Source organism: Geomonas diazotrophica, assembly GCF_018919385.1.
In the GTDB taxonomy this organism is placed as follows: domain Bacteria; phylum Desulfobacterota; class Desulfuromonadia; order Geobacterales; family Geobacteraceae; genus Geomonas; species Geomonas diazotrophica.
Genome location: NZ_JAHLMF010000001.1, coordinates 189,034 through 215,555, shown reverse-complemented (window position 1 = coordinate 215,555; position 26,522 = coordinate 189,034). Strand labels below are relative to the sequence as shown.

Sequence of the window (26,522 nt, the reverse complement as noted above, 5' to 3'; positions counted from 1 at the left end):
TTTCTGCCCGTCCACCGGGTCCACACGGTCCACCGGGTCCACACCCCGCTGCCCTTAGCCACAGAAAGCCGCAGGTTCACCATGCTTAAAGCCATCACCGAAAAAGTTGCCGCCGGCGCCGACATAACCTTCGAGGAGGCGCTCTGGTGCCTGACCGAAGGAGAGCTCCTTGCGGTCGGCCGTATCGCCGATTCCATCCGCCGCAGCATGCACCCCGAGGGCTGCGTCAGTTTTGTCGTGGACCGCAACGTCAACTACACCAACGTCTGCGAGTCCCAGTGCAAGTTCTGCGCGTTCTACCGGAACCCCGATGCCGAGGATGCCTACCTCCTTGGCAACGAGGAGATCATGGCCAAGATCCAGGAGCTGGTGGACCAGGGGGGGACGCAGCTCCTGATGCAGGGCGGGCTGCACCCGTCGCTGGACATCAGCTACTACGAGACCCTGTTTCGAGAGATCAAGCGCCGCTTCCCTGGCGTCCAGAACCACTCCCTCTCCCCGGCCGAGATCACCCATACCGCGAAGCTCTCCGGCCTCTCCATTCCCGAAACCCTGAAGCGCCTGAAGGAGGCGGGACTGGATTCGGTTCCCGGCGGCGGGGCCGAGATCCTGGTGGACAGCGTCCGTGCCGAGATCTCTCCGAAGAAGATCGGCTGGCAAGGGTGGGCGGACGTCATGCGCGAGGCTGCGAAACTGGGCATGCCGACCACCGCGACCATGATGTTCGGCAGCAAGGAGCGCATCGAGGACGTGGCCGAGCACCTGTTCCGCGTGCGCGAGCTGCAGGCGCAGGGGGGGAGCTTCACCGCCTTCATCCCCTGGACCTACCAGCCCGGCAACACCGAGCTTGGCGGGGAGACCGCCAGCGGGGTGGAATACCTCAAGGTTCTGGCCCTGTCCCGCATCGTGCTCAGGAACATCCCGAACATTCAGGCGAGCTGGGTGACCCAAGGGGCGAAGATGGCCCAGGTGGCGCTCTTCTTCGGCGCGAACGACGTGGGGGGGACCATGCTGGAGGAGAACGTGGTGGCCGCGGCCGGGTGCCGCTTCCGCATCTCCCAACAGCAGATGATCGAGCTCATCAAGGGCGCCGGCTTCACCCCGGTCCGCCGCACCACTCTTTACCGGGAACTGGAGCGGTATTGACGCGGAAATCGAGGGTTCCGTCCCGGCCTCATGAGGCGGAGCCTTTGACTTTCTTATTGAATTCCGGTTATAGTCACAGATCGAAATTCGCCAGCAAAGGAGTTGCCATGATCGCCCTGCGGCAAAACATCGCAGCGATGGCAGGCTACGTCCCGGGCTTCCAGCCCGAAGATGTGGCCTCCTACATCAAGTTGAACACCAACGAGAACCCCTATCCTCCCTCCCCTCAGGTGATCGAGGCGATCGCCAGGGAGGTCGGTGAGGGGCTGCGCCGTTATCCGGACGCGGCGAGTCGTCTGGCACGCGAAGAGGCCGCGACGCTGTACGGTTTCGACCCGTCCTGGATCATCATGGCCAACGGTTCGGACGAGGTGCTCAACAACCTGATCCGCGCCTTCGCCGGTGAGGGCGAGGAGATCGCGTACATCCATCCCTCGTACTCCTACTACGGCACGCTGGCCGAAGTCCAGGGGGCCAAGGTCCGCACCTTCGGCCTGACCGAGGAGTTCGAGCCGGAAGGGATGCCGGAGCGCTACGACGGCAAGCTCCTCTTCCTCACCAATCCGAACGCCCCGCTTGGCTTCACCTACAGCCAGGATTACATCGCCGATCTGGCCGGGCGCATTTCCGGGATGCTGGTGGTGGACGAGGCCTACGTGGACTTTGCTGAAGAGAATTCGCTGGAACTGGTGCGCTCCTTCGAGAACGTGGTGGTCACCCGTACCTTCTCCAAGAGCTACTCCCTGGCCGGGATGAGGCTCGGTCTCGCCATCGCGCGACCGGAGGTGATCGCCGCCCTGAACAAGATCCGCGACCACTACAACCTGGACCGCCTGGCGCAGGCTGCCGCCACCGCGGCGCTCCACGACCAGGCCTACTTCCTGGAGTGCGTGGCCAAGATCAAGGAGACCCGTGCCTGGTTCACCGCCGAGCTCGCCAAGATCGGCTACCACGTCATCCCCTCCAGCGGCAACTACGTCTTCGCCACCCCCCCTGACCGTGACGGCACCCGCGTCTACCAGGGGCTTTACGACCGCAAGATCCTGGTGCGGCACTTCACCGACCCCAAACTGAGCCACGGCCTGCGCATCACCATCGGCACCAAAGAGGAGATGGCGCGCACCATAGAGGCGCTGATCGAGATCGGGCCGGGATGTTGATCCCTCGAAAGATGTTTTTTTCGCGGAAAGCGGATCTTGACTTGTACACAAAGTGAAAAGGTTGTAATCTTTCCGGCTGGCGCAGTCGCCATGGCCACCGCAGGTTGCCAACGCCAAATATCTTGCAAGCATATATAGATGCAGAAACGGACGGAACCATTTGCAGAACAAAACTAAGGCAACAAATCCCGCAGCGGCACATCTCGTCACCGACCAAAAGACCCTGGATGAACTCGTAGAGCGTCTCTCTAAGGAGTCAGTTCTCGCCTTCGACCTGGAGGCAGACTCGCTGCACCACTATACGGAGAAGGTCTGCCTGATCCAGGTTTCCTCTCTGTCGGAGACCCGCCTGATCGATCCGCTGGCGCCGGTCGACGTCCGGGCGCTGGCACCGATCTTCGCCAACCCGGCCATCAAGAAGATCTTCCACGGTGCGGACTACGACATGCGCTCGCTGTACCGCGACTTCGGCATCGAGGTGGTGAACCTCTTCGACACCATGATCGCCAGCCAGTTCCTGGGCGAGAGCGAGTTCGGCCTGGCCGCCCTTTTGAAGAAGCGTTTTGGCGTCGAGCTGGACAAGCGCTACCAGAAGGCGGACTGGAGCAAGCGTCCCTTCTCCCAGGAGATGCTGGAGTACGCCATGAAGGACACCTCCCTGCTGATCGAACTGTACCGTCAGCTGGAGGCGGAGCTGGTGGCCAAGGGACGCCTGGCCTGGGTGGAGGAAGAGTCCGAGCTGGTGGCCGGGGTGAGATCCCCTTCGCGCGAGGGGGAGCTCATGTGCCTTCGCTTCAAGGGGGCCAACAAGATGAAGCCGCGCGAGCTGGCCGTCCTCGAGGAACTCCTGAAATTCCGCGACGAGAAGGCCCGCATCGCGGACGTTCCCCCCTTCAGGATCCTCAGTAACGACCTGTTGCGCGAGCTCGCCGAGAAGCAACCCAGGAGCAACTTCGAACTGGTGGGCATCCACACCATGTCCTCCAAGCTGATCGAGAGGCTCGGGCGCGGGCTGCTGCAGGCCATCGCCAACGGTCTGGCCCTGCCGCAGGACAAGCTGCCGCAGGTGCAGGCGAACCGCCGTCCGGTGCTGGACCGGCTCCAGGACGAGAAGGTGAAACGGCTGAAGATCTGGCGGGAGGCGAAGTCGGCGCAGCTTGGGCTGGGCGTTGGGCTGGTGGCGAACAACACGCTGCTGGAGGCGCTCGCCGAGCCGGGCTCCTCGCAGAACGCCCTGCTCAAGCGCTGGCAGCGCGAGGCGTTCGGTGACGAGCTGGCGTCCTTGATCTCCTGAAAATACAGACATGGCTGACTGACGGGCGGGTTCCTTATGAGGAACCCGCCTTTTTTCGTCCTATGAGCACGACGCAGGGAGGATTTACATTAGAATGTCTTGTACAGATGGTCCGCTGTTGTATAACATGAAGCTGTGGACGAAGCGAGGCACAGCGAGGCACAGCGAGGCACAGCGAGGCAAGAAGCAGAGGCAAGAAGCAGAGGCAAGCAGAGGCAAGCAGAGGCAAGGGACGGAGGGGCGGGCCATGCTCCTGTACATAGGGACAAGCGGTTTTTCCTACACGGCGTGGAAAGGGAGCTTTTATCCGAGCGACCTGCCCCCCGGGGAGATGCTGCGCTATTACGGCGGGCAGTTCAATAGCGTGGAAATCAACAACACCTTCCACCGCATGCCCCGGGATTCCGTGTTGGCAGGGTGGCGCGAAGAGGTCCCTGATGCCTTCAGGTTCGTGCTCAAGGCACCGCAGCGCATCACCCACGTGAACCGGCTGCGGGACGTCTCGGACGCGGTCTCCTACTTCTTCGATGTCGCCGGAGTGATGGGGAGCCGCTTGGGGGCGGTGCTCTTCCAGCTTCCGCCCAGCCTCAAGAAGGATGTCCCCCTGTTGCACGATTTCCTGGCGCTGGTCCCCCCGGGACGCCGCGTGGCCTTGCAGTTTCGCCACCGCTCCTGGCTGGACGACGAGGTCTTCGCGTTGCTGCACAGAAACGACGCCGCGCTCTGCCTCGTCGACGTCGAGGGAGAGCCGGAAATTCCGCCGGTCGCTACGGCGACCTGGGGGTACCTGCGGCTGAGACGCCCCGATTACCAGGTGGAGGAACTCGGGAAGTGGGCGGAGCTGGTGCGGGGGAGGGGATGGAGCGAAGCCTTCGTCTTCTTCAAACACGAGGACGAGGCCAAGGGGCCGCTTTTCGCGCGCCGCTTCGCGGACCTTGTTTCCGCGGGGTGAGTGGGGGGCGGGCGCAGTGATCCGGCAGAGCGCGAGCCTCGGGATTGCCGGACTCGGGATTGCCGGTTTCCGGAACAGGGCGGGAGTACCACAAACTTAAGGATTGAAGGATAAAGGAGGAGCCATGAGCATCTGGAGCATAGCAAAGATCGCGGCAACCAGGATCCCGTGGGGGAGGTTGATGGAGAACCTCCCGGTGGTGGTCGACATGGCCAACCGAGCCAAGGGAAGATTCATGGGAGCCGGGTCTCCCAGCGACATCGAGGCCAGGCTGCACCATCTGGAAGAGGAGAACCGGAAACTGGAGAAGGCGCTCCTTGAGACCTCGGGGCACCTGCAGCTCGCCATCAAGACGCTCAAGGTGGTGCTGGCCCGCGAGAAGCTGCTCATGGCGGTTGCGGGGGTGTCTCTGCTGGTCTCGATAGCGGCCTTGGTCGTCGCGCTCAGTTAGCGGCCGGTTCCGTCGGTCCCCTCCCCAAAGGGGAAAAGGGGGGCGGCCGCGACCGTCACCCCAGGTCTCCCCAGTAAAACTGCAGAATCGAGACGAGCGCCAGTCCGGCCGTCTCGGTGCGCAGGATGCGCCTCCCCAGCGTCACCGGCGTGAAGCCGCAAGCGAGGGCTTCCTCGACCTCTGCGGCACTCAGCCCACCCTCAGGGCCTACCACCACCGCGACACTCTCCGGCGCCTGGTGCTGGTCCAGGCATTCCCGCAGCGTCGTCTTTTCTTCCCCTTCGTACAAAAGCAGCCGCACCGTGTGCCGTGCATCCCGGAGCACTTCCCTCAAAGTCCCGCCGATGGCGACCCGTGGCGCGGAACCCCGCCCGGATTGGCGGGCGGCTTCCTGCACGATCTTCTCGAAGCGGGCCAGTTTCCCCGCGCTCTTTTCACCCCGCAGCTTCACGATGGAGCGTGCCGCGTCGAAGGTGACCACCTCGGAAATCCCGAGCTCGGTGCACTTCTGCAGGATCAGGTCGAGCTTGTCCCCCTTGGGAAGCCCCTGGTACAGGGTGATCTTCAGCCCGCCTTCGGGCTCGGGCACGGCCTTGGTGGCGGCGATACGGACGGTGAGGCTCTTGGTGCCGACCTCGCCAACGACACCGCAGTGGCGTCGGCCGTCGGCGTCGATCAGTTCGACCTCCGCCCCCTGCTTCAGCCGCAGCACGCGTGCCATGTGCCGGTACAGCTCGCCGGTGACGGTTACTTCCCCGTCGCAGACCGTGTTGTCGCCGAGAAAGAAGCTGCGCATTTCTAGAGCGGCTTCCTCAGGGTGAGGCAGGACCACTCGGCCTCCCGCGGGTTTTCCACGAGTTCAAGGGCGGGGAAGCCGGCCCGGACGAACTCTTCCTTCTCGGTGAGGATGCCGGAGAGGATCAGCCAGCCGCCGGGAGCGACCCGCGAGGTGAGCTGGTCGGAGAGGCGCACCAGCTCCTCGGCGAGGATGTTGGCGACCACGACGGCGTAGCCGTCGGGAAGCTGGGAGAGGTCGGTGGTAGACGCTTCCACCACCCCGTCGACGCCGTTCAGCTCCAGGTTTTCCTGCGTCACCCTGATCGCCTCGGGATCGATGTCGACGGCGGCGATCTCGGTGGCGCCCAGAAGCGCTGCGGCGATGCTGAGCACGCCGGAGCCGGTGCCCACGTCGAGGACCGGGTCAGGGAGCCTCGCCCCCTCGGAGGCAAAGGCGATCCGCTCCAGGGATTCCAGGCACATCTTCGTGGTGGGATGGGCGCCGGTGCCGAAGGCCATCCCGGGGTCGATCTGGATCACCAGGTCCCCCTCGACCGGATGGTACTCCTCCCAGGTCGGCTTGATCACCAGACGCTTGCCGATGCGCACGGGCTTGAAGTGCACCTTCCAGTTGTTGGCCCAGTCCTCGTTCTTGATGATGGTGACAACGGGAGGGGTGTAGACGAAGCCGGGGAAGTCGGGGCCGTGCTGGGCCAGGAACTGCTCTACCTTGATGCGCATGTCCTCCAGGGAGTCGTCCAGGGGGAGGTACCCCTTCACCGTCTTGATGCTGGTGTCTTCGAGGGTGTCCAGGGTAAAGGTGTCCAGATGCAGGTTGTCCACGCCGACGCCGTTGCCGGTCAGTTCGACTAAGAAGTCCGCTAATGTGTCGACCATCTCGGCCGGGACGTCACAGGCGATTTCCGCCCAGTCTGTAATCATAATGAGTTTGCGTCTCCTTTGGGGTTGCGAATTGCCGCATTAAACTAGCAGAGAAATAAAGGGAATGGCAATGAAAACCTTGACATCCAAAAAAACTAGGGCGTAATTATAATTAAAATTTTTCCGGTCTCTGCCGATAAGAATTTACAGAAGGTTTTCCCATTAAATTTTAGTTTTGCCTAAAATGAAAAAACATGGTATATATCTAATGAGTTTGACGGTAAGGCCGATAAGGTCTTGGTAGGGCAACAGTTTTCGGGTGACAACGGATGTACCACGTTTACTTACTTTCGGATGCAACTGGCGAGACGGTCGAGCGGGTGGCGCGGGCCGCGCTGACCCAGTTCAAGGACGTGGACGTTCGCCTGCGCCGGGTCGGGCAGATCAGGAACCGCGAGGATATCCTGAAGGCCCTGGACGAGGTCGACCGGCTCCCCGGCATCATCTTCTACACCCTGGTGAACACGGAGTTGGCGCAGTTCGTCAGGAACGAGTGCGAGGCGAGGCAGTTGGAGGCGGTTGACCTGATCACTCCGCTTCTCTTCAAGCTGGCCGAGTTCCTGGAGATGAGGCCGCAGAAGCTCCCCGGCCTGCAGTACGAGATGAACTCCGAGTATTACCGCCGCATGGAGGCGGTTGATTTCACTGTGAAGCAGGACGACGGCCAGGAGCCGCGCAACCTGCACAAGGCGGACATCGTCCTGATCGGCGTGTCCCGCTCCTCGAAGACGCCGCTTTCCATGTACCTGGCTCACAAGGGGTACAAAGTGGCGAACGTGCCCATCATCCAGGGAATCGATCCTCCCCCCGAGTTGGAGGAAGTGGAACCGGAACGGGTGGTAGGCCTCATTATCGACACGCAGCGACTTGTCGATATCCGGAGCGCGCGGCTCAGGAATCTTAGGCAGAGCCCGCGCGGCAGCTATGCCGACTACAGGCAGGTTGAAGAAGAGCTTGCCTACTGCCGGCGTTTTTACCGAGCCCACCCCGCCTGGCTGGTTATCGACGTAACCAACAAATCGGTTGAGGAGTCTGCCGCCGAGATTCTGAGCAGGCTTCATGGTGATATCAGGCACGATTAGAGGTCGACATAATTTCAAAGAGAGGGAATCAACATGAGAATCTTGGTGGTTGAAGACGAGAAAAAGGTTGCCAGCTTCATCAAGCGCGGCCTCGAGGAGGAGCAGTACGAAGTCCACACGGCAGCAGACGGTGAAGAGGGGCTTAAGCTTGCGCTGGAGAAGCCGTTCGACCTGATTGTGCTCGACTGGATGCTCCCGAAAAAGGACGGCCTTTCCGTGCTGAAGGAGCTCAGGGAGCGCAAGAACGTGACCCCGATCCTGATGCTCACCGCTAAGGACTCGGTAGAAGATATCGTGGCTGGCCTCGACTCCGGTTCCGACGACTACCTGACCAAGCCGTTCGCCTTCGCCGAGCTTTTGGCCCGCGTCCGTGCGCTGATGAGAAGGAGCGAACTCGACCGCGGCGCCGAGATCCGCTTCGCCGACCTGCGTCTCGACCCGGTTACCCACAAGGTATGGCGCAAGGACAAGGAGATCGATCTAACCGCCAAGGAGTACGGCCTGCTCGAGTACTTCATGCGCAACCCGCACCAGGTGCTCACCAGGACCATGATCGCCGAGCACGTCTGGGATTACACCTTCGACAGCTTCACCAACATCATCGACGTCTACGTGAACTACCTGCGTAAGAAGATCGACCGTGAAGCCGACAAGAAGCTGATCCACACCGTGAGGGGCGTGGGTTACATCCTCAAAGAAGAAGAGTAGCCCCCTCCGGCGCCACGCGCTGCAGTCCGAAACGGACCTCTCCTTGCCATAGCGGCCGGGGAGAGGTCCGTTTTTTTGTTTACGGAAGCGGCTTTGGGTGGGGCTTGACAAACAACCGGCGCAGTATTAGCTTAACCGTACTCAAATCCCAGGAGGTAGCCATGCAGGCAGCAATCGTAGCAAGATTTCTGGTGTTTAGCTTATTTCTCTCCTCCGTTTTCTCAACCGTCGCGGGAGCCGCGACGCTCACACCCGACTTCGCGAAACTGGCCAAGAAACTAAAGCCCGCGGTAGTCAACATCAGCACCTCCAAGAACGTCGCCATGAAGAAGCGGCAGCACCCCAACGGCGACCCGTTCCAGGAGTACTTCGAGAAGTTCTTCGAATCCCCGCGTCAGCATCCCTACAAGCAGCAGAGCATGGGGTCGGGCTTCATCATCAGCGATGACGGCTACATCATCACCAACAACCACGTGGTGAAAGACGCCGACGACATCAAGGTGAAGCTCTCCGACGGCCGCGAGTACAAGGGAGAAATCAAGGGGCGCGACGACAAGCTCGACCTGGCCCTGGTCAAGATCGAAACCAAGGCGCACCTGCCGGTAGCTCCCTTGGGCGACAGTGACAAGATGGAGGTGGGCGACTGGGTTATGGCCATAGGCAACCCCTTCGGCCTGAGCCAGACGGTCACCGCCGGCATCATCAGCGCCCAGGGGCGGGTGATCGGCAGCGGGCCGTACGACGACTTCATCCAGACTGACGCCTCCATCAACCCGGGCAACTCAGGCGGACCGCTTTTCAACACCGACGGCGAGGTGATCGGCATCAACACGGCCATCGTGGCCGGCGGGCAGGGGATCGGCTTCGCCATCCCGATCAACATGGCCAAGGATATCCTGCCGCAGCTCAAGGACAGCGGGAAGGTCACCCGCGGCTGGCTCGGGGTCTCGGTGCAGATGGTGACCCAGGACCTGGCCAACTCCTTCGGGATGGATAGCGAGCAGGGGGCTCTCGTCGCCGAGGTCATCAAGGACAGCCCCGCCGAGAAGGCGGGCGTGAAGGGGGGCGACATCATCCTCGAGTACGACGGGCACACCATCAAGGAGATGGGGGAGCTGCCGCGCCGCGTGGCGGCAACCCCGGTAGGCAAGAAGGTGAAGCTTGTGGTGCTGCGCGACGGCAAGAAGGTACCGCTCGAGGTGGCCATCGAGAAGCTGAAAGAGGGTGAGGACGAGGATGCCGCCGTGACCGGGGACCGGCTCGGGCTGAAGGTCATCGACCTGACCCCGGAGCGTGCCCAGCAGATGAGGCTGCAGGGGGAGAAAGGGGTCCTGGTTGCCGACGTGCAAACCGACAGCATCGCCGAGAGGGCAGGCATCGTCGGGGGTGACCTGATCAGGGAGATCAACGGCGTGCGCATCTCCGGCGTGAAGGAGTACAACAAGGCCATTGCAGGCGTCAAGAAGGGCGGTTACCTGAAGATGTTGCTCAGAAGGGGCGAAACGTCCCTCTTCGTGGCGCTCAGGATCGACTAGCGGGACGGCAGGCAATGAGAACGAGAAAGGGGGACCCGGCAACCGGGCCCCCCTTTTCATATTTAAGGAGTTAAACAGGGATGGAGGGGATGCCGTGGAGGAGTTAATCCCCCTTATCCCCCTTATCCCCTTTATCCCTGTTATCCCTGTTATCCCTGTTATGTCGGGGTATTTCCCGCGAACGCCTCGTCGACCTCGCGGCGCAGTTCATCCTCCGCCTCCAGGTGCCTAGGGGAGAAGTGGAACGGGATCACCCGCGCAGCGCCTGCCTCGCGCGCCAGTTCCCCCGCCTGTCGGGCGGTCAGGTGCGCCCGCTCGCGGGCACGGTCGGCATCGACGTCCAGGAACACCGCCTCGATGAAGAAGTAATCGGCGCCCCGAGCCAACTCGACGATGCGGCGGCGGTTGTCGGGGGTAAAGGCGGTGTCGGTGACGTAGGCGATCTTTTCTCCCGGCACCACCTGCAGCACCTGTTCTTTCAGAGCGCCGATGGTCAGCCGCTGCCCTTCGGCCACCCCGGGGAGCGGTGCCGTCATCACCGTCTCGTCCGGCTCACCGCGCAGCACGGCGCGCTTCACCTCCGAGAGCCACGGTCCGACCGGGAGCCCCAACTCGGCCAGCCGGTTCTTCATGAAGTTCACATGCAGCTTCTCCTCGAAGGCGTAGGCGAGGCAGGGGATGCTGTGCTCCAGGAAGGCGACGCGCAGGCGCAAGTTCTCCTCGTCCAGGATCACGCCATCCTCGAAGACGAAGCTCTCCTCCGCCTCCCGGGCGAAGACGCGTCGGGAACTGAAGCGGGCCCTTTGCGCGCCGCCGTCGGGGTGCAGCTCGGTAACGGTGATGACGAACTCGGTGGGGTAGCTCTGGATCAGGTTCCAGCTGTAGGAGGCGAGCCGGTGCTCGACCTGCCGCAGGATGCCGGGGGGGCCGAACAGGCGCAGCGCCATGTCGCGCCCCAGCATGACGCGCAGCATGAGGTCGAAGCCGATGAAGTGGTCGATGTGGGTGTGGGAGATGCAGACGTCGCTTAAGCGAAGGATCTTGCGGGGACCGAGACGGTGGATCTCCCCCAGGTCGAAGAGGATGGCCCGCCGGGCGAACTGGAAGTCGACGTAGACCCCGGGGTCGCCGAAGGGTGGGTTCACCAGCTTGGGGAGGAAGTGGGGCGTCATCCGGCCTCCGGAACCGTAGGTGCTGAGCAGTGGCTAAAGCCACCCATTGCTATATATCCCCAGGGGCCGGAGCGCAAGACGAAAAAAAGGGGACCGTCACCGGATCCCCTGATTTCTTAATGCAGCTCTCTCCGCCCTGTCGTTTGGTTGGGGGGCCTCACAGCGAGTTCCCATTCAGGTGGGCTCCTGTAGACCGCTTTAGGCAATTCCCGCGCAATGGGGCAGCTCACCACGATCGAAACAGGCTCCCGTGCAATAAATTATTCCGCAGGGGCGTTAATAACCTCACGGGCACGGCAGAGAGAGCGTGTCAGTGGCTGTATTGTAGATCCGTGCTTATGAGAAATCAACCTTGTTTTCTTTAATGACAACACCTCTCATGCAGGTCCCAAACCTGTTGCAATTTTGCCGGGTTGACGTACAATGCGCCAAACCGAAACCCTTTAATAAACGGGAGGCAAGATGCGTCTTAAGGATGAACAGATCGCGCGCCTGGCGGAGAAGGTGCTGGGGGACCTGGAGCGCGCTCAACTGGTGGAGCAGAAACAGGGGCGCGGCGCCGTGCTGGCGGGGATCAAGGCCGCCATCGCAGAGGACATCAGGCAGGAGGAAAGCCTGGAGCACGACGCGGAGGCGCTTTTGGAGCAGACGCTCAAGGCCGTGGGGGGACAGGGCATCGACCGGCACAGGATGCTCAAGATGATCAAGGACAAACTGGCCAAGGAGAGAAAGATCGTTCTGTGATAGACGCAGGCCAGCCGGCCAGCCATCCAAGGAGAGACCATGCATATCTCGGAAGACCGCATCTCGCATATTGCCCACAAGATCTACGACAAGCTCTACAACGACGACCTGGCCGATTTCCCGGACGAGCGGCGCGCGCTCGATTCGATCAAGGGGGCCATCGAGGGGTTCTTCTCCATCATGGAACAGGTGGACCAGGCGGTGCGCGCGAAGCTTGCCTCGTACAGCCAGGCGAAGGTTCCGGGGAGCCGCGAATGGGAGATCCTGTACCAGAAGTTTTACGCCGAGGAGCTGGCAAAAAGGAAGTGGTAACAGGGACATAGCCGTACGAAAATTATTTTTCAGACCGCCCTTGATTTTTAAGGTCATGCTGTTTATATTTAGCAGGCAATTAGCACTCGGCAGTTTTGAGTGCTAATATTTTTTTCAATATCAAGAGATCGGTGCATCTCAAGAAAGGAGAGGAAAGCATGAATCTTAGACCGCTGCAGGACCGTATCATCGTGAAGAGGGTTGAGGAAGCTACCATGACCGCCGGTGGGCTGTACATCCCGGAAACCGCCAAGGAAAAGCCGCAGCAGGGCGAAGTCGTGGCAGTGGGCAACGGGAAGAGGGGCGAGGACGGCAAGGTATACCCGATCGATCTCAAGGTGGGCGACAAGGTGCTGTTCGGAAAATACGCAGGGAGCGAAGTGAAGCTCGACGGTGAGGATTTCCTGATCATGCGCGAGGACGACATCCTCGGCGTAATCGAGAAATAGGTAGAGGGAAAGCCCCTCATCACACGTTCCGCGACTAGAATCAATTCCAAGGAGGATATTTGATATGGCAGCAAAGATCATAAAATTCGACCAGGAAGCACGCAATTGCATCCTCAAAGGCGTCAACACCCTGGCAGATGCGGTTAAAGTGACCCTGGGCCCCAAAGGGCGCAACGTCGTCATCGAGAAGTCCTACGGCGCTCCGCTCATCACCAAGGACGGCGTCACCGTCGCCAAAGAGATCGAGCTCGAGGACAAGTTCGAGAACATGGGCGCGCAGCTGGTGAAGGAAGTCGCTTCCAAGACCTCCGACGTCGCCGGCGACGGCACCACCACCGCTACCGTTCTTGCCCAGGCCATCTACCGCCAGGGCTCCAAGCTGGTCGCCGCGGGCCACAACCCGATGGAGATCAAGCGCGGCCTCGACCAGGCCGTCGAAGTGCTGGTCGGCGAGCTGAAGAACATCTCCAAGCCGATCAAGGACCACAAGGAGATCGCCCAGGTAGGCACCATCTCCGCCAACAACGACAAGACCATCGGCGACATCATCGCCCAGGCCATGGAGAAGGTCGGCAAGGAAGGGGTCATCACCGTCGAGGAAGCAAAGGCGATGGAGACCACCCTTGAGACCGTCGAGGGTATGCAGTTCGACCGCGGCTACCTCTCCCCCTACTTCGTGACCGATCCGGAGCGCATGGAAGCGGCCATGGACAACGTCGCCATCCTGATCCACGACAAGAAGATCTCCAACATGAAGGACCTCCTCCCGGTTCTCGAGCAGACCGCCAAGTCCGGCCGTCCGCTGCTGATCATCGCCGAGGACATCGAGGGCGAGGCTCTCGCGACCCTGGTGGTCAACAAGCTGCGCGGCGTGCTGAACGTCTGCGCCGTCAAGGCCCCGGGCTTCGGCGACCGCCGCAAGGCGATGCTCGAAGACATCGCCATCCTGACCGGCGGCAAGGTGATCTCCGAGGAAGTCGGCTTCAAACTCGAGAACACCACCCTCGACATGCTCGGCCAGGCCAAGAAGATCACCGTCGACAAGGACAACACCACCATCATCGACGGCTACGGCTCCGACGCCGACATCCAGGGCCGCGTGAAGATGATCCGCGCCCAGATCGAAGAGACCACCTCCGACTACGACCGCGAGAAGCTCCAGGAGCGCTTGGCGAAACTGGTCGGCGGCGTTGCCGTGATCAAGGTCGGCGCAGCCACCGAGGTCGAGATGAAGGAGAAGAAGGCACGCGTCGAGGACGCCCTCCATGCGACCCGCGCGGCCGTCGATGAAGGGATCGTCCCCGGAGGCGGCGTCGCTTACCTGCGCGCCCTCAAGTCCCTCGACTCCCTGCAGCTCGCTCCGGAGCAGCAGTTCGGCGTCAACGTCATCAAGCGCGCCCTCGAGGAGCCGATCCGTCAGATCGCCCAGAACGCAGGCGTCGACGGCTCCATCGTGGTCGATAAGGTGAAGAACGGCAAGGATGCCTTCGGCTACAACGCTGCCGACGACATCTACGTCGACATGATCGAGGCCGGCATCATCGACCCGACCAAGGTCTCCAGGAGCGCGCTGCAGAACGCCGCTTCCGTGGCCGGTCTCATGATGACCACCGAGGCCATGATCGCCGACAAGCCGAGGGAAGAGTCGGCGATGCCGGCGATGCCGGGTGGCATGGGCGGCATGGGTGGCATGGGCGGCATGATGTAAGCCCTGCCCTTCAAAGCAGTGACCATAGGGAGTCGGCCTCGAGCCGGCTCCCTTTTTTTGTGGCGCAAATTTTAATGGAAGGCACGAAACGCCGACGCCGGCAAAGGGGCTCTCTTTACACAACGTGAAGGAAAGCGTATGCTTACGCCGGTGATGGAAGATGCAGGGGCCTAATGAATCGAGAGGTTCGAAGGGCGGGGCGGAGCTTAGGGCGTTCGGAGTGGACGGAAACACCACCGCAGGCGAGGACGGAGCATGATGGAACAGGCTGTTGAGCAACCGGACGTCGGCAAGGAAGAGCTTGCCTCGGTGACCCAGATCATCCTGGCGATGATCAAGGTCTCGAAGGCTCTCAGGATCTACCTGCCCAACAACCCGGTGCTGATCGGCTTCATCTCGGAGCTGGGGACCAGGATGACCGTGCATCTGGCGCGTTACGGGGAGCTTACCCTCGACGTGGAGCAGTTCGTGCTGCGCTACCACGGTGCACAGGTCTACGAGAACAAGGCCCCCAAGGAGAGCCTGGCGAGCCGGCTCCATGCCGACGGCATCAGGACCCTGTTCTTCGACCAGGGGGTGGAGCAGGCGGAACTGGTGGCGTTTCTCGGGGTCGTCGGCTTCGAGCGCCCCAGCAGCGACGACGACGTGGTGACGCAGCTTTGGGAGCGCAACCTCCAGCACATCGGCTACCTCACCGAGGACGACTTCAGCGATCCCTACCTCATGCGGGAGGCCGAGGATTCCCACCAGCAGCGTGATGCCCTGGAACGGATCCGGCAGGCGCTCGTCGAGCACCCCCCCCCGGCGCCACGGATGATCCCGAAGCACCTGCTCATGCTAAATGCGGAGGAGGAGACCTGGCTGCGCAAGGCCGTCGACGTCGAAGGGCGCTGCAACGGGCTCGATGACGTGATCAGGATCCTCGCGGCCATCCTGGGCGAGGTCCAGGAACCGGAGCTTTTCGCCGACTTCACCGCCATCCTTGGAACCCTGACCGTCAACCTCGTGGTAGCCGGCGACATAGCGCATGCGCTCCAGCTGGCGCGGTTCCTGGACCGCCTGCAAAAGCTGCCGATCACGGCACCCGAGCAGCGGCAGCAACTGGCCGCGGCCCTGGCCGGGATACTCTCCGCCTCCACCGTTGAGGTGCTTAAGGTGGCGCTGGACAGCGCCGAGGCCGGGATAGATTACGTGCAGTTGAAGGAGCTTTTGCTGATCCTGGGCATCCCTTCGCTGGGGGCGATCTGCGAACTGCTCGGGCGCGTGGAGAAGCTCAAGGTGCGCAAGCTGATCGTGGAGGTCCTGGTGGAACTGGGGCGGGGGGACCCGGCGGTATTCGAGCCCTTTCTCAGCGACCCGCGCTGGTACCTGGTGCGCAACGTGGTGCTGATCCTTTCCCTGATCGGGACGCCCGCGGCGCTCAAGATGATCCTCGGGCTGATTTCACACCGGGAGCCGCGCATCCGGCGAGAGGTGCTGGGCTTTTTGGAGCGCACCAGCGACGCCAAGGCCAAGACGTACCTGCTGAAGTACCTGCGGGATGAATCGAGCGCCCTGCGCATCAAGGCCCTGCAGATCCTGACACGGGAGAGGCTTCCCTTCGCACTCAAGCCGATCGTGGCGCTGGCCGGGGGTGACGATTTCCAGGAGCGCCCCTACGAAGAGAAGAAGGAGGTCTTCCTGGCCCTGGGTGAGTTGGGACAGGAGAGCGTGATCCCCCTGCTGCGCGAACAGCTCATGAAGCGCTTCTGGTTTCAGAAGGGGAACGAGAAGGAATCCGTGCAGCTCGCGGTGCTGGGGCTGGGACGGATCCGCAGCAGGTCTGCCCTGCAGCTCCTCGAAGAGGCGCGCGGCCAGAAAAAGGGAGGAGAGGTCCGGTCCATTCTGGACCAGGCCATCGCTTCCCATATGTCCCAGGAAAGAAATCCGGCCGGGACGAGGTGAGGTTGGGCCATGGCGCTTGATATGAACCGGGAACCTGTGGGAGACGAGTTGGCGAGGCTGGGCAAGACCCTGGTGTCGCATTTCTTCGTCCTGCTCAAAAGTTCCGTCAATTACGGTGCCGGCCACGCGGCGATCGTGCAGCGGGTCGGCAACCTCCTCGAGGTGGTGCGGGCGATCGCCGGGAAAGACGAGGACGCCTCCCTCATCCTCAAGGGGGGGCATCTCTACCTGGGAGAGCTCCGGCTCAGGCCGGACATCGCCAGTTTCGAGGGGCCGCGCTACATCATCGAGCTGATGCGGCGCCATCACCTGGGCCGGGTCACCTTCGGCCCGGGTGTAACCAGCACGGACCTGCAGCGTTTCGTGTACCTGCTGCAGGAACCCCAGGAGGATGAGGCGGATATCTTCCAGAGGTTGCTGGAAGCGGTGCAGCAAAGGGGGATCGGCAACCTGGAGCTCGACCTGCTGCGTGAGGATGAGGTGCTGACCATAACGCCGCAGCACAGGCGGGTCAGGGCGGCCGGGGACAAGGTGCGGCCGCTGTACCGCAAGCTCCTCTCCACGATGGACGAGGTGGCGGCCGAGGTGGCGTCCGGGCGCAGGCTGCGCCTGCGGGAATCGAAACGGGTGGTGCAGCAGATCATCGACCTTCTCTACACGCACGAAGCCGACCTCCTGGGGCTCAGCACCATGCGCTCCCATGACAGCTCCTCGCAGCATCATGCCGCCAACGTCTGCATCCTCTCGTTATTGATGGGAAAACGGCTGGGGATGAACAAGTTCCATCTCTGCGAGCTGGGGCTTGCCGCTCTCTTCCACGACATCGGCAACTGCGACGTCCCCGGCGATATCCTGGACAAGCCGGGCGAGCTCTCGGTCGAGGAACGGCAGGTGATGGAGAAACATCCGCTGTACGGGGTGAGGAAGGTGATGAAGCTGAAGGGGCTCGACGATCTCACCGCTCGCATCATCACCGGCATCTTTGAGCATCACCTGATGGCGGATTTTTCCGGCTATCCGCGCGTGGGGTACCGTAAGCTGGGGCTTTTGGGGCGGATCATCAGCATCGCCGACAGCTACGACGGCCTTACCTCCTCGCGGGTCAGCGGTCGGACCGCCTATCCTCCCCACAAGGCCCTCAGGGTGATGCTGTCGCAAAGCGGGAAGTCCTACGATCAGGCGCTCCTGAAGGTTTTCGTCGGTTGCGTCGGGATCCATCCGGTGGGGTCGCTGCTGCTTTTGGACGAAAAGGACATCGCGGTGGTGGTGGGGAACAGCGAGGACCCGGCCCAGTGGGACAACCCCTTGGTCCGCATCATCGCCGACCGGGAGGGACGCGAGACGGAGGGGGGAGAGGTGATCGCCCTCGGCTCACCCGGCTCCCCCCAGACCATTACCGCTGTTTTGGATCCCTACCTCTACGACCTCGACGTGAGCCGGTACTTCTAGAAGTGCACCACCGTCAGCCTCGGCTCGTTCGCCACCGTCGCCTCGTCGATCTCGACGATACCGGGGACGGTGGTAAGCAGGTCGTTGTCCTGCAGGATGCGCACCTGGAAGTCGGGCAGTCCCCTGAACTGCGCCTCGGCCATGAGCGAGGTCACGTCGATGTTCACCTCGCGGTTGACGTCGGCAGATGTGATCGGAGGCGAGACGACGGTGGCTGCCAGCGGGAGCAGGATGGCGCGGTCGAAATCGTTTGTAATGATTGGCGGATCGAACGAGACCAGCTCGATGCGAAGCGGTATGGTCGCCGTCGGAGGGACCACGGTTACGCTGCGAATGACGACGCTGAGGGTCGCCGAACTGATGGCATGGTTCGCGGGAACCCTGGTCAGCGGGAAGTGCAGGAACGCCCGGTAGACGTCGTCATTTACCGGATCCACCCCCGCCAGCACCCCTGGAAGTCCATCCCTGTTCACAAGGGATACGGTCCGCACCCCTGCCGCATCGACAATATCCCCGTCCACAGCGGGGTCGCTGGAGATCGTCGTCTCAATCAGGGGACGGTCGCTGCTCCCGCAACCCGCCAGGGCAACAAGCACCACGGCGAACACCAGCCACAAAATTCTCCTCTTCATGTGGGCCTCCTTTTCTCCATCCCAATTAAAAACCTTCCCGATTCGGGACCAGCAAATGGTACCAGAGGATAGGCAAATTTAAAGCGAAGCACAAGCAAGGATTCCGCCGCGCCCGGTTCTTCCAGTCCCGGCATAATACCTTTCGCGCCCGGTTGCAGAAACGAAAGCACTGGGTACAATTCAACTTGCCAATTTTCTAATGTATTTAGAGCAGTACCGTCGTCTAATTCTGTCGGAACCGCCCCTGCTCCTGCTGGAGTTGACCGAAGAGGCTGCGCGGTAAAGACTTTGCAAAAGTAAAGGGCGCGGGCGTATAATTTTTTTGGATGTCAAAATCAATTAAAACGAAGACCGCAGCTTAATAACACGCGGAGGGAAACCATGACTGCCAAGAACGAAACGCTCCGTCAGCACCTGGCCGCCGTCAAGGCGGGAGAAAGGGTTTTTGAAAACGCCTTCCAGGGGATCATTCGGATGATCCTGGAGCCGGGTTTCGAGAAGGTCGTCGTCAACGGCAAAACGACCTACGACTTCAACATCTTCCGGACCGGACGCAAGCACACCATCGGCATGTACGACGAGATCAACAGCTTCGTCTCGTTCGTGAAGGACGCGGCCGAGGGGGGCTCCAGTAAGGAGATGGCGTTCGTGCTGGTCGGCGAGCCAGGCAACGGCAAGACCTTTTTCGTGGAGTTCCTCTGCGGCAAGTACCGAAATTTCCTGCAGGGGCGCAACCGCAAGTACAGCTTCCGGTTCCTCAACATGGACCAACTCGGCAACTACGGCAGGATACGCGAGGTCGATTCGGAGACCTACGAGGACCCGATGATCTTGGCCATGAACCTCTTCGACGACCCCGAGGAAAGCCGCCGCTTCATCGGGGAACAGGGGTTCTCCGACGCCGAGATCGAGACCCTGTACCGGAACTACCGCCCCCTGGGTGCGAGCACCGGCTACATCCTCAATGAAATCCGGCAGTACCACGACAACGACATCGAGAAGGTGCTCGAAAGCATCGCCATTCTTCCGGTCCCGATGAGCGAGAGCCTCGGGACGCTGACCGGCAAGTACCCGGCCAAGGACAAGATCACCTCCTCGGCGGTGGACCTCCTGGGCGAGGAGTCGATCCAGCGCCTGTTGCACCTCTCCGACACCAACAACCCGTACCGCTTCGACCTCCGTCGCGGCGCCCTGGCCCGGGTGGCGGGAGGCGGCATCCACTTCTCCGACGAGATCTTCAAGAACAAGAAGGACCTGGTGCAAGTCTACCTTGGCGTGATCCAGAACCGGGCCATCGAGATCGACGGTTACAAGTGGCCCATCGATTCCATGATCATCGCCACCAGCAACAACTCCGAGTTCAACCGCTTCCTGGCGGAGAAGGAGGAGGCGCCGATCGTGGACCGCTGCAGGATCTGCTACGTCTCGCACAACACCAACTACCGGATGCAGGAAGGGCTCACCGCCTACGCCATCGGCAGCGAATCGAAGACCACCCTGACCAAGGAAGTGCTGCACCAGGACCCGAACCTGAACTACGCCGCCTCGGTGGGGGTGGTGCTCACCAGGCTCCCGAGGTCCGAGAAGCTCACCCCGATCGAGACCATGAAGCTTGCCGCCGGCGAGGTGGCGGGCGAGAAGAGCATCAAGGCGCTTGCCGAGGTGATCGACACCCTGGGGCAGGAGCCCGACATCACCAAGCGCTTCGGGCAGCGCGGCCTCGGGCACAGAAGCCTCGGCCGCAGCATCCAGATTCTCAAGGAAAGCTCAGAGACCAACGAGGGGCGCTGCATGGTAGCCTACGACGTCTTCAGGAGCCTGGAGCGGGTCGTCCTCGACTACGTGGTCGAGCCCAACGAGCGCGCCAAGTACCTGGAGGACCTGAAGACCGGCAAGAAGCTCTACCGCGAGCGGATCATGACCGAGATGTTCAACGCGTATATGGACGAGCCTTTCGCCATCAAGAAGGACGTGCAGAACTACGTCAACATGATCATCGGCATCGACGCCGAGAATCTCGGGCCGGACCGGATGTGGAAGTACAAAGATCCCCAGACCGGCGAACTGAAGGCGCTCAAGATCGACGAGCGCTACGTGAAGAGCGTCGAGGAGCGGATCGGGCTTAAGACCGAGGAGCAACGCGCGTCCTTTAGGACCTCGATCAGGAAGATCTATGGCCAGAAGATCTCGGTCGACCCGAGCTACGACTTCATGGACAACCTTGAGCTGGTCAAGGCGGTCACCGACGTACGGCTCAAATCCGACATAGCCGGTGCCGGGAGCCTGATCGGCGCCCTGGCCAACCGCACCAACGAGGAAAACCAGAAGCTCTACGACCGGATGATCGTGACCATGCTGGGGAAACTCGGCTACTGCCGCACCTGCGCCCAGAAGACCATCGAGTACTTCTGCACGCAGGAGGACGAGAGCTAACGGGTGCTGAGTTTTACCCTCTCCCCCCGGGAGAGGGTGGCCGAAGGCCGGGTGAGGGAGTTGCCACAAGAAAGGGCGTGCCCCGAGCCGACGCCCTCACCCCCGCCCCTCTCCCAAAGGGCGAGGGGAGACAGACCACGTAAGGGCGAATACGTATTCGCCCGCCTTTAGAGGCGGCAGACGCCATGAAAGATCCCGAAAAATACCTCGAACAACTGAAGGCCAAGGGGCTCGATCCCGAGCGGGAGGCGCGTTTTCGGGAGGAGCTGGCGGGAACCCGGGAGATCTCCGTCTCCGACCGGCGCGGCCCCTTCCCCGACTTCTCCCGCAGCCTCTACGCCTGGCACGACCTGGCGGTGCTGCAGGACCAGGGGCGGGTCCCGAACCCGTACCAGCTCCACATGAAGGCGCTGGACGAGCTCCTGGAGCGTGACCGGCAGCGCGAGAAGGACGGCTTCCCCCGCAAGATCAGGGTGGGGAGGCTGATCAAGCCGGGCAAAGGGGGGAAGGGGAAGATCGTCGTGGTCCCTTCAACCGAGGAGGAGAAGTTCCTGCACGATCCGACCGTCCGACCTCCCGGCGAGGGGGGCTCGACCGGCGGCAGCGGCAAGGGGGAGGAAGGCGAGGTCATCGGCGAGCAGAAGGTGCGCGAGACCGGCGAGGAGCCCGGGCAGGGGCCGGGGCAGGGTGAGGGCGAAGCCCACGAGATGGGGGCCTCGGCCTACGAACTAGGGCGGGTGCTCACCGAACAGTTCCAGCTCCCCAACCTGAAGGAAAAGGGGAAGAAGCGCTCCTTCACCCGGTACATCTACGACCTCACCGACCGAAACCGTGGCTCCGGCCAGGTACTGGACAAGAAGGCGACCCTCAGGAAGATCGTGGAAACCAACATCTCGCTTGGCAACCTCCCCGATCCCTCGGACATGGACCCGACCCGTTTCCTGATCTCGCCGCGGGACAAGGTGTACCGCATCTTCTCCCAAGAGAAGGATTACGAGCCGCAGGCCATGGTCTTCTTCCTGCGCGACTACTCCGGTTCCATGGCGGGGAAGGTGACCGAGCTGGTGGCGACCCAGCACGTGATGATCTACAGCTGGCTGTTGTACCAGTACGCCGGGCAGGTGGAGTCGCGCTTCATCCTGCACGACACCGAGGCTAAGGAAGTGCCGGACTTCGACACCTACTACAACTCCCGCGTCGCCGGCGGAACCGAGGTGGCGAGCGCCTACAAGCTGGTGAACGAGATCGTCGAGAAGGAGAACCTGGCGGCGGACTACAACATCTACGTCTTCCACGGCACCGACGGCGACGATTGGGATACCGGCGGCGACAAGTCCATTCCGGAGCTGGTCAAGATCCTCAGCTACGTGAGCCGCATGGGGGTCACCATCGCCGAGCACGCGGGGACGCAATGGACCGAGGTGGCCCGCTACCTGGAGAACTCAGGGCTTTTGCGTGACAAGCCGGACCTCTTGCGCATGGACATCATGCACGAGGACGCCGAGGAGGCCCGGGTGATCGAGGGGATCAAGAGGCTCATCTCGTAGAAGCAGATTAAGAGTAAGAGGTGAAGCAGATTAAGGCTGAGATCGAGATTTCGAGTCGTGTGATACAGCTGATGTGCGGGACCAGGGCCGATCTTCTTAATCTTAATCTTAATCTTGATCTGCTTTTTTGAGGCCATTATGGAACTGATCAACCAACATACCAAGGCGATCATGGAAGGGTGCAAGGAGCGGGCGCGCGCCGCCGGGCTTTCCTTCACCGACGAGAGCCTCGAGTACATCGTCACCAACCGTGACCTCATCGAGCTCTCCCCGAAAGTCATGATCCCCACCCTGTACGACTACTGGGTGCACGACGTCGAGGTGCTCCGGGGCAAGGGAGAGTACGAGCTCTACCCGCACAACCCCTACGAGACGGTGATCAACACCCGTCCCCCCATCTCGTTCTACAACGACAACAACCCCGACTGGCTCAACGTGATGATCTTCTACCACGTGCTGGGCCACATCGATTTCTTCCAGAACAACCTCTACTTCCGGCACACCTGGGAATACGACTTCACGGGCCAGGCGCTCTCGGACAAGCGGGTGATCGCGAAGCTCAGGGCGGAGAAGGGGCGCTGGGTGGACTACATCCTCGAGTTCGCCCGCTCCATCGACAACCTAGTGGCCTACCACGACGAGCTCTCGCCGCTGTTCATGGCGCCGGAGACTGCCACCTCCAGCCGCCTGGACTATTACTTCGACGTCTTCCTGCAGGTCGAGAAGAAGCTGCCGGTAGGGGAGTACCTGAAGGAGGTGGCGCGCTACAACGAGTCCGTCGCCCAGAACAAGGACGAGGGGGAGCGGATCTTCTTCGCGGAGGTGACCGCCAAGTATCCGGAAATGGAGGCGCACTTCGCCAAGAGCCAGAACGTGAAGCGGGTGGAGCGGCGCGACCTCATGAAGTTCCTGATCGAGAACTCGGAATTCCTGGCGCGCGACGAAAACCAGTGGATGCGCTCGGTGCTCGAGGTGGTGCGGAAGACCTCGATCTTCTTCCAGCCCCAGATCCGCACCAAGATCATGAACGAAGGATGGGCGAGCTACTGGCACGAGAAGCTCTTCCTGGTGGACGACCGCATCAAAGGGCACGAGGTCGATTTCGCCCGCGTCCATGCCGGCGTCACCTCCATGCCGCGGGTCGGCATGAACCCATATGCCCTGGGCATGCGGCTCATGTACCAGTTGAAGGAGAACGGCGACAAGGGTAAGACCGGCTACGAGTTCAACCGGCTCTCGGACCGGGAGGAGAGGAAGCGGTTCGACGCCGCTTCCGGCCAAGGGGACGAATACCTGTTCAAGATCAGGAGCAACTACTGCGACTACCTCTTCATCAAGGACTTCGTGGACCAGGACTTCACCGACCGCTACGACCTCTTCGTGACCGGTAAGCGGCTCGACCCGCAGCGCATGGTCTGGCAGTACTACGTCAAGAGCCGGGACGCCAACGACTACCGCGACATGGTGCTCGCCTCCCTGTACCATCCGCCGCACATCGAGATCGCACCTGAGCGCGGCGAGGAAGGGATGCTCTACCTGGTACACCACTTCGAGGGGAAACAGCTGGTCAGCGAGTATATCGCCAACACCATGGTCGGCATCGAGTACCTTTGGGGGGCGCCGGTGCAGCTGGAGACCAGCGAGGCGGCGATAGAGCAGTCACGAGGAGGCGCGGGGCGGGAAGGGATGGAAGAGCCGGAAATCACCTGGCAGCGGGTGGTCTACACCATGAAGGACAAGGTCCTCAGTCGGCAGATACTGTGACAGGCGGATAAGCTATGCCAGATCTAGAGACAGTCATAAGGCATTTGAGCCGCACCATCGTCGAACACAAGAGCGCCTCGCACATGTCGTTCGAGGAGTTCATGCAGCTCGTCACCGAGCAGCCGGAACGGATGATGCGCAACATCTTCCAGCTCTTCCACGACATGGTGAGAAGTTACGTCAGCGAGGGGAACGACGAGTATCCCGAAGATCCCGAGTCGATAAATTTCGTCCCCTACGACACCCGGAAGCTCTTCGTGCAGAACTCCGACCGCCCCTTCTTTGCCGACCGCTTGTTCGCCAACCGTTTCTTAAGCCACGTCGCGGACATGAAAAGCGGCGCGCGCCAGAACAAGATCTACATCTTCGAGGGGCCTCCCGGTTCCGGCAAGAGCACCTTCCTGAACAACGTGCTGATGAAGTTCGAGGAATACGCGAGCACCGAGGAGGGGAGAAGCTACGAGGTGGTCTGGCACCTGGACCGCCGCGTCCTGGGGACCTTCAAGGAGCACCAGGTCAACGCCTTCGTGGAGAAGCTCTCCCACCTGCTGGACGAGTACGAGCTGGAGAGCCACGACCACATAGACACCAGGGCGCTGCTGCGGGGGGGCGACGTGGTCGAGGTGCCCTGCCCGTCCCACGACAGCCCGCTGCTCATGATCGACAAGGCGCAGCGGCGCGCGTTCTTCGACGACCTGTTCCAGAACGATTCCTTCAAGTGGAAGCTTTTCACCGAGAAGGAGTACGACTGGGTCTTCCGCGACTCCCCCTGCACCATCTGCACCTCCATCTTCCAGGCACTCTCGGCGCGGCTCGACGACCCCACCGACATCTTCCGGATGATCAAGGTGCGCCCCTACCGCTTCAACCGCAGGCTGGGCGAGGGGATCACGGTCTTCAATCCCGGCGACAAGTCGATGAAGCAGAACATCCTCACCAACGACATGCTGCAGAGGAAGATCGACCTGCTCCTGGGCGACAGCAACGAGGTCAAGTACATCTTCTCCAACTTCGCCAAGACCAACAACGGCATCTACGCCCTGATGGACGTGAAGTCCCACAACGCCGAGCGGCTTCTGGAACTGCACAACATCATCAGCGAAGGGATCCACAAGGTGGAGGACATCGAGGAGAACGTGAGGAGCCTGTTCATCGCCCTCATGAACCCCGAGGACGAGCGGAGCATCGAGGGGGTGCAGTCCTTCTCGGACCGCATCGAGTTCATCAACATCCCCTACGTCATGGACCTGAACACCGAGGTGGAGATCTACCGCAACATCTTCGGCAAGCACATCGATTCGAGCTTCCTGCCGCGGGTGCTGCACAACTTCGCCCGGGTGATCATTTCGACCAGGATGAACGTGAAATCGGACGCGCTCCTGGAGTGGATCGGCGATCCGGAGAAGTACCGGCTCTACTGCGACGAGAACCTGCAGATCCTGAAGATGGAGATCTACACCGGGCACATCCCCGAGTGGCTCTCCGAGGACGACCGGAAGCGGCTCAACGCCAAGCGGAGGAAGAAGATCATCGCCGAGAGCGAGCACGAAGGGGATCACGGCTTCTCGGGGCGCGAATCCATCAAGATCTTCTCCGACTTCTACTCTGCCTACGCCCGGAAGGACAAGATGATCACCATGAACAGCCTGTCCACCTTCTTCACGCGCTGGCACAAGGAGCTGAAGGAGTCTATCCCGGACGGTTTCATGGAGTCCCTGGTGCACAACTACGACTACGTGGTGCTCCAGGAGGTGAAGGAGGCGCTCTACTACTACAACGAGGCCCAGATCGAGCGGGACATCCTGCACTACATGTTCGCCGTTAACTTCGAGCTCGGCGCCGTCGAGGTTTGCCGGTTCACGGGGGAAAAGCTGGAGATTACCGAGGAGTTTCTGGCGGGGATCGAGCGGCGCCTGCTGGGTGCCAAGGTGGAGGATGAGGCGCGGTTCGCATTCAGGCAGGAGACCCAGCACGAGTACACCGGCAGGACGTTGACCCAGGAGATCATGGTGGAGGGGAAACGGGCGCAGGATACGGCGTTGTTCCAGTCGCTGCATGACCGCTACGTCTTCAACCTGAAGGAGAAGGTGCTTGAGCCGTTCCTGGAGAACGCCAACTTCCGCCGCGCCATCAAGGACTTCGACACCGAGGCCTTCAAGACCTACGACAAGCGGATCAGGGACGACGTGACCTTCCTGATCAACAACCTGAGCTCCGAGAAGTTCAAGTACACCAAGCAGTGCGCCAAGGAAATCTGCGTCTACGTCATCGACAACGACCTCGCCCGCAAATTCCACGTCTAAACAGACAGGGATGAAGGG

At 61.5% G+C, this 26,522-nt stretch carries 20 protein-coding genes, 1 other RNA gene and 1 pseudogene; 17 read left to right on the top strand and 5 right to left on the bottom strand.

The genetic code is table 11. The features are described 5' to 3' along the window. Nucleotides 1-81: 81 nt before the first annotated feature. From mqnC to KOM00_RS00875, 5 genes are all read left to right on the top strand, one after another. On the top strand, nucleotides 82-1,146 hold the full coding sequence (gene mqnC, locus KOM00_RS00895; RefSeq protein WP_216496949.1) for a cyclic dehypoxanthinyl futalosine synthase: 1,065 nt from the start codon (nucleotides 82-84) through the stop codon (nucleotides 1,144-1,146). Between the two features lie 107 nt (nucleotides 1,147-1,253). Next, a complete protein-coding gene (hisC, locus tag KOM00_RS00890; protein WP_216496948.1) occupies nucleotides 1,254-2,306 on the top strand; it encodes a histidinol-phosphate transaminase in 1,053 nt (350 codons plus the stop codon). Between the two features lie 160 nt (nucleotides 2,307-2,466). Then, on the top strand, nucleotides 2,467-3,600 hold the full coding sequence (locus KOM00_RS00885) for a ribonuclease D (protein WP_216496947.1): 1,134 nt from the start codon (nucleotides 2,467-2,469) through the stop codon (nucleotides 3,598-3,600). Nucleotides 3,601-3,847: 247 nt separating this feature from the next. Beyond that, nucleotides 3,848-4,552: a DUF72 domain-containing protein gene (locus KOM00_RS00880; protein WP_216496946.1), complete on the top strand. Its 705-nt coding sequence runs from the start codon at nucleotides 3,848-3,850 to the stop codon at nucleotides 4,550-4,552. A gap of 124 nt (nucleotides 4,553-4,676) precedes the next feature. Further along, entirely contained in the window at nucleotides 4,677-5,003 is a 327-nt protein-coding gene (locus KOM00_RS00875; RefSeq protein WP_216496945.1) for a hypothetical protein, read from the top strand. 55 nt (nucleotides 5,004-5,058) lie between these two features. Here KOM00_RS00875 and KOM00_RS00870 read toward each other — a convergent pair whose 3' ends face one another. Beyond that, on the bottom strand, nucleotides 5,059-5,799 hold the full coding sequence (locus tag KOM00_RS00870; RefSeq protein ID WP_216496944.1) for a 16S rRNA (uracil(1498)-N(3))-methyltransferase: 741 nt from the start codon (nucleotides 5,797-5,799) through the stop codon (nucleotides 5,059-5,061). Nucleotides 5,800-5,801: 2 nt separating this feature from the next. After that, nucleotides 5,802-6,722 carry a 50S ribosomal protein L11 methyltransferase gene (gene prmA / locus KOM00_RS00865; RefSeq protein ID WP_216496943.1) on the bottom strand — a complete coding sequence of 307 codons (921 nt, stop codon included), beginning with the start codon at nucleotides 6,720-6,722 and terminating at the stop codon, nucleotides 5,802-5,804. Between the two features lie 269 nt (nucleotides 6,723-6,991). Here prmA and KOM00_RS00860 point away from each other — a divergent pair, with 269 nt between their 5' ends. The 3 genes from KOM00_RS00860 to KOM00_RS00850 all read left to right on the top strand — a co-directional run bounded on the left by KOM00_RS00860 (nucleotide 6,992) and on the right by KOM00_RS00850 (nucleotide 10,047). After that, a complete protein-coding gene (locus tag KOM00_RS00860; protein ID WP_216496942.1) occupies nucleotides 6,992-7,804 on the top strand; it encodes a pyruvate, water dikinase regulatory protein in 813 nt (270 codons plus the stop codon). A 33-nt stretch (nucleotides 7,805-7,837) separates the two neighbouring features. Further along, a complete protein-coding gene (locus tag KOM00_RS00855) occupies nucleotides 7,838-8,512 on the top strand; it encodes a response regulator transcription factor (RefSeq protein WP_183344735.1) in 675 nt (224 codons plus the stop codon). A gap of 161 nt (nucleotides 8,513-8,673) precedes the next feature. Then, nucleotides 8,674-10,047 carry a DegQ family serine endoprotease gene (locus KOM00_RS00850; RefSeq protein WP_216496941.1) on the top strand — a complete coding sequence of 458 codons (1,374 nt, stop codon included), beginning with the start codon at nucleotides 8,674-8,676 and terminating at the stop codon, nucleotides 10,045-10,047. 158 nt (nucleotides 10,048-10,205) lie between these two features. On the opposite strand, the gene KOM00_RS00845 is transcribed toward KOM00_RS00850, so the two are convergent. Together KOM00_RS00845 and ssrS are read right to left on the bottom strand one after the other, a co-directional pair. Next, nucleotides 10,206-11,219 (bottom strand): ribonuclease Z, encoded by a 1,014-nt coding sequence (locus tag KOM00_RS00845; RefSeq protein WP_216496940.1) that lies wholly within the window; start codon nucleotides 11,217-11,219, stop codon nucleotides 10,206-10,208. A 124-nt stretch (nucleotides 11,220-11,343) separates the two neighbouring features. After that, nucleotides 11,344-11,525: non-coding RNA, 6S RNA (gene ssrS / locus KOM00_RS00840), on the bottom strand. A gap of 156 nt (nucleotides 11,526-11,681) precedes the next feature. Between ssrS and KOM00_RS20960 the strand changes: the two are divergent. The 5 genes and pseudogenes from KOM00_RS20960 (at nucleotide 11,682) to KOM00_RS00810 (ending at nucleotide 17,825) form a co-directional block, all read left to right on the top strand. Next, nucleotides 11,682-12,275 (top strand): annotated as a pseudogene (locus KOM00_RS20960) (DUF507 family protein). Nucleotides 12,276-12,433: 158 nt separating this feature from the next. Then, on the top strand, nucleotides 12,434-12,724 hold the full coding sequence (gene groES / locus KOM00_RS00825; RefSeq protein WP_216496937.1) for a co-chaperone GroES: 291 nt from the start codon (nucleotides 12,434-12,436) through the stop codon (nucleotides 12,722-12,724). Nucleotides 12,725-12,788: 64 nt separating this feature from the next. Beyond that, the gene (groL, locus tag KOM00_RS00820; protein WP_216496936.1) at nucleotides 12,789-14,432 is read left to right on the top strand and encodes a chaperonin GroEL; all 1,644 of its coding nucleotides are present in this window, start codon (nucleotides 12,789-12,791) and stop codon (nucleotides 14,430-14,432) included. 258 nt (nucleotides 14,433-14,690) lie between these two features. Continuing rightward, nucleotides 14,691-16,376, top strand: a complete 1,686-nt coding sequence (locus KOM00_RS00815; RefSeq protein WP_236026667.1) for a HEAT repeat domain-containing protein — start codon at nucleotides 14,691-14,693, stop codon at nucleotides 16,374-16,376. 9 nt (nucleotides 16,377-16,385) lie between these two features. Beyond that, complete coding sequence (locus KOM00_RS00810) at nucleotides 16,386-17,825, top strand: HD-GYP domain-containing protein (protein WP_216496934.1); 1,440 nt, start codon at nucleotides 16,386-16,388, stop codon at nucleotides 17,823-17,825. Here KOM00_RS00810 and KOM00_RS00805 read toward each other — a convergent pair. After that, the gene (locus KOM00_RS00805; RefSeq protein WP_216496933.1) at nucleotides 17,822-18,457 is read right to left on the bottom strand and encodes a hypothetical protein; all 636 of its coding nucleotides are present in this window, start codon (nucleotides 18,455-18,457) and stop codon (nucleotides 17,822-17,824) included. The two genes, KOM00_RS00810 and KOM00_RS00805, sit on opposite strands and share 4 nt — an antisense overlap. A gap of 381 nt (nucleotides 18,458-18,838) precedes the next feature. Here KOM00_RS00805 and KOM00_RS00800 point away from each other — a divergent pair, with 381 nt between their 5' ends. The 4 genes from KOM00_RS00800 (at nucleotide 18,839) to KOM00_RS00785 (ending at nucleotide 26,504) form a co-directional block, all read left to right on the top strand. Then, nucleotides 18,839-20,890, top strand: a complete 2,052-nt coding sequence (locus KOM00_RS00800; protein ID WP_216496932.1) for a serine protein kinase PrkA — start codon at nucleotides 18,839-18,841, stop codon at nucleotides 20,888-20,890. A gap of 185 nt (nucleotides 20,891-21,075) precedes the next feature. Then, a complete protein-coding gene (locus KOM00_RS00795; protein ID WP_216496931.1) occupies nucleotides 21,076-22,437 on the top strand; it encodes a DUF444 family protein in 1,362 nt (453 codons plus the stop codon). 138 nt (nucleotides 22,438-22,575) lie between these two features. Next, a complete protein-coding gene (locus KOM00_RS00790) occupies nucleotides 22,576-24,201 on the top strand; it encodes a SpoVR family protein (RefSeq protein ID WP_216496930.1) in 1,626 nt (541 codons plus the stop codon). Nucleotides 24,202-24,215: 14 nt separating this feature from the next. Continuing rightward, complete coding sequence (locus KOM00_RS00785; protein WP_216496929.1) at nucleotides 24,216-26,504, top strand: serine protein kinase PrkA; 2,289 nt, start codon at nucleotides 24,216-24,218, stop codon at nucleotides 26,502-26,504. The last annotated feature ends 18 nt before the right edge of the window (nucleotides 26,505-26,522 follow it).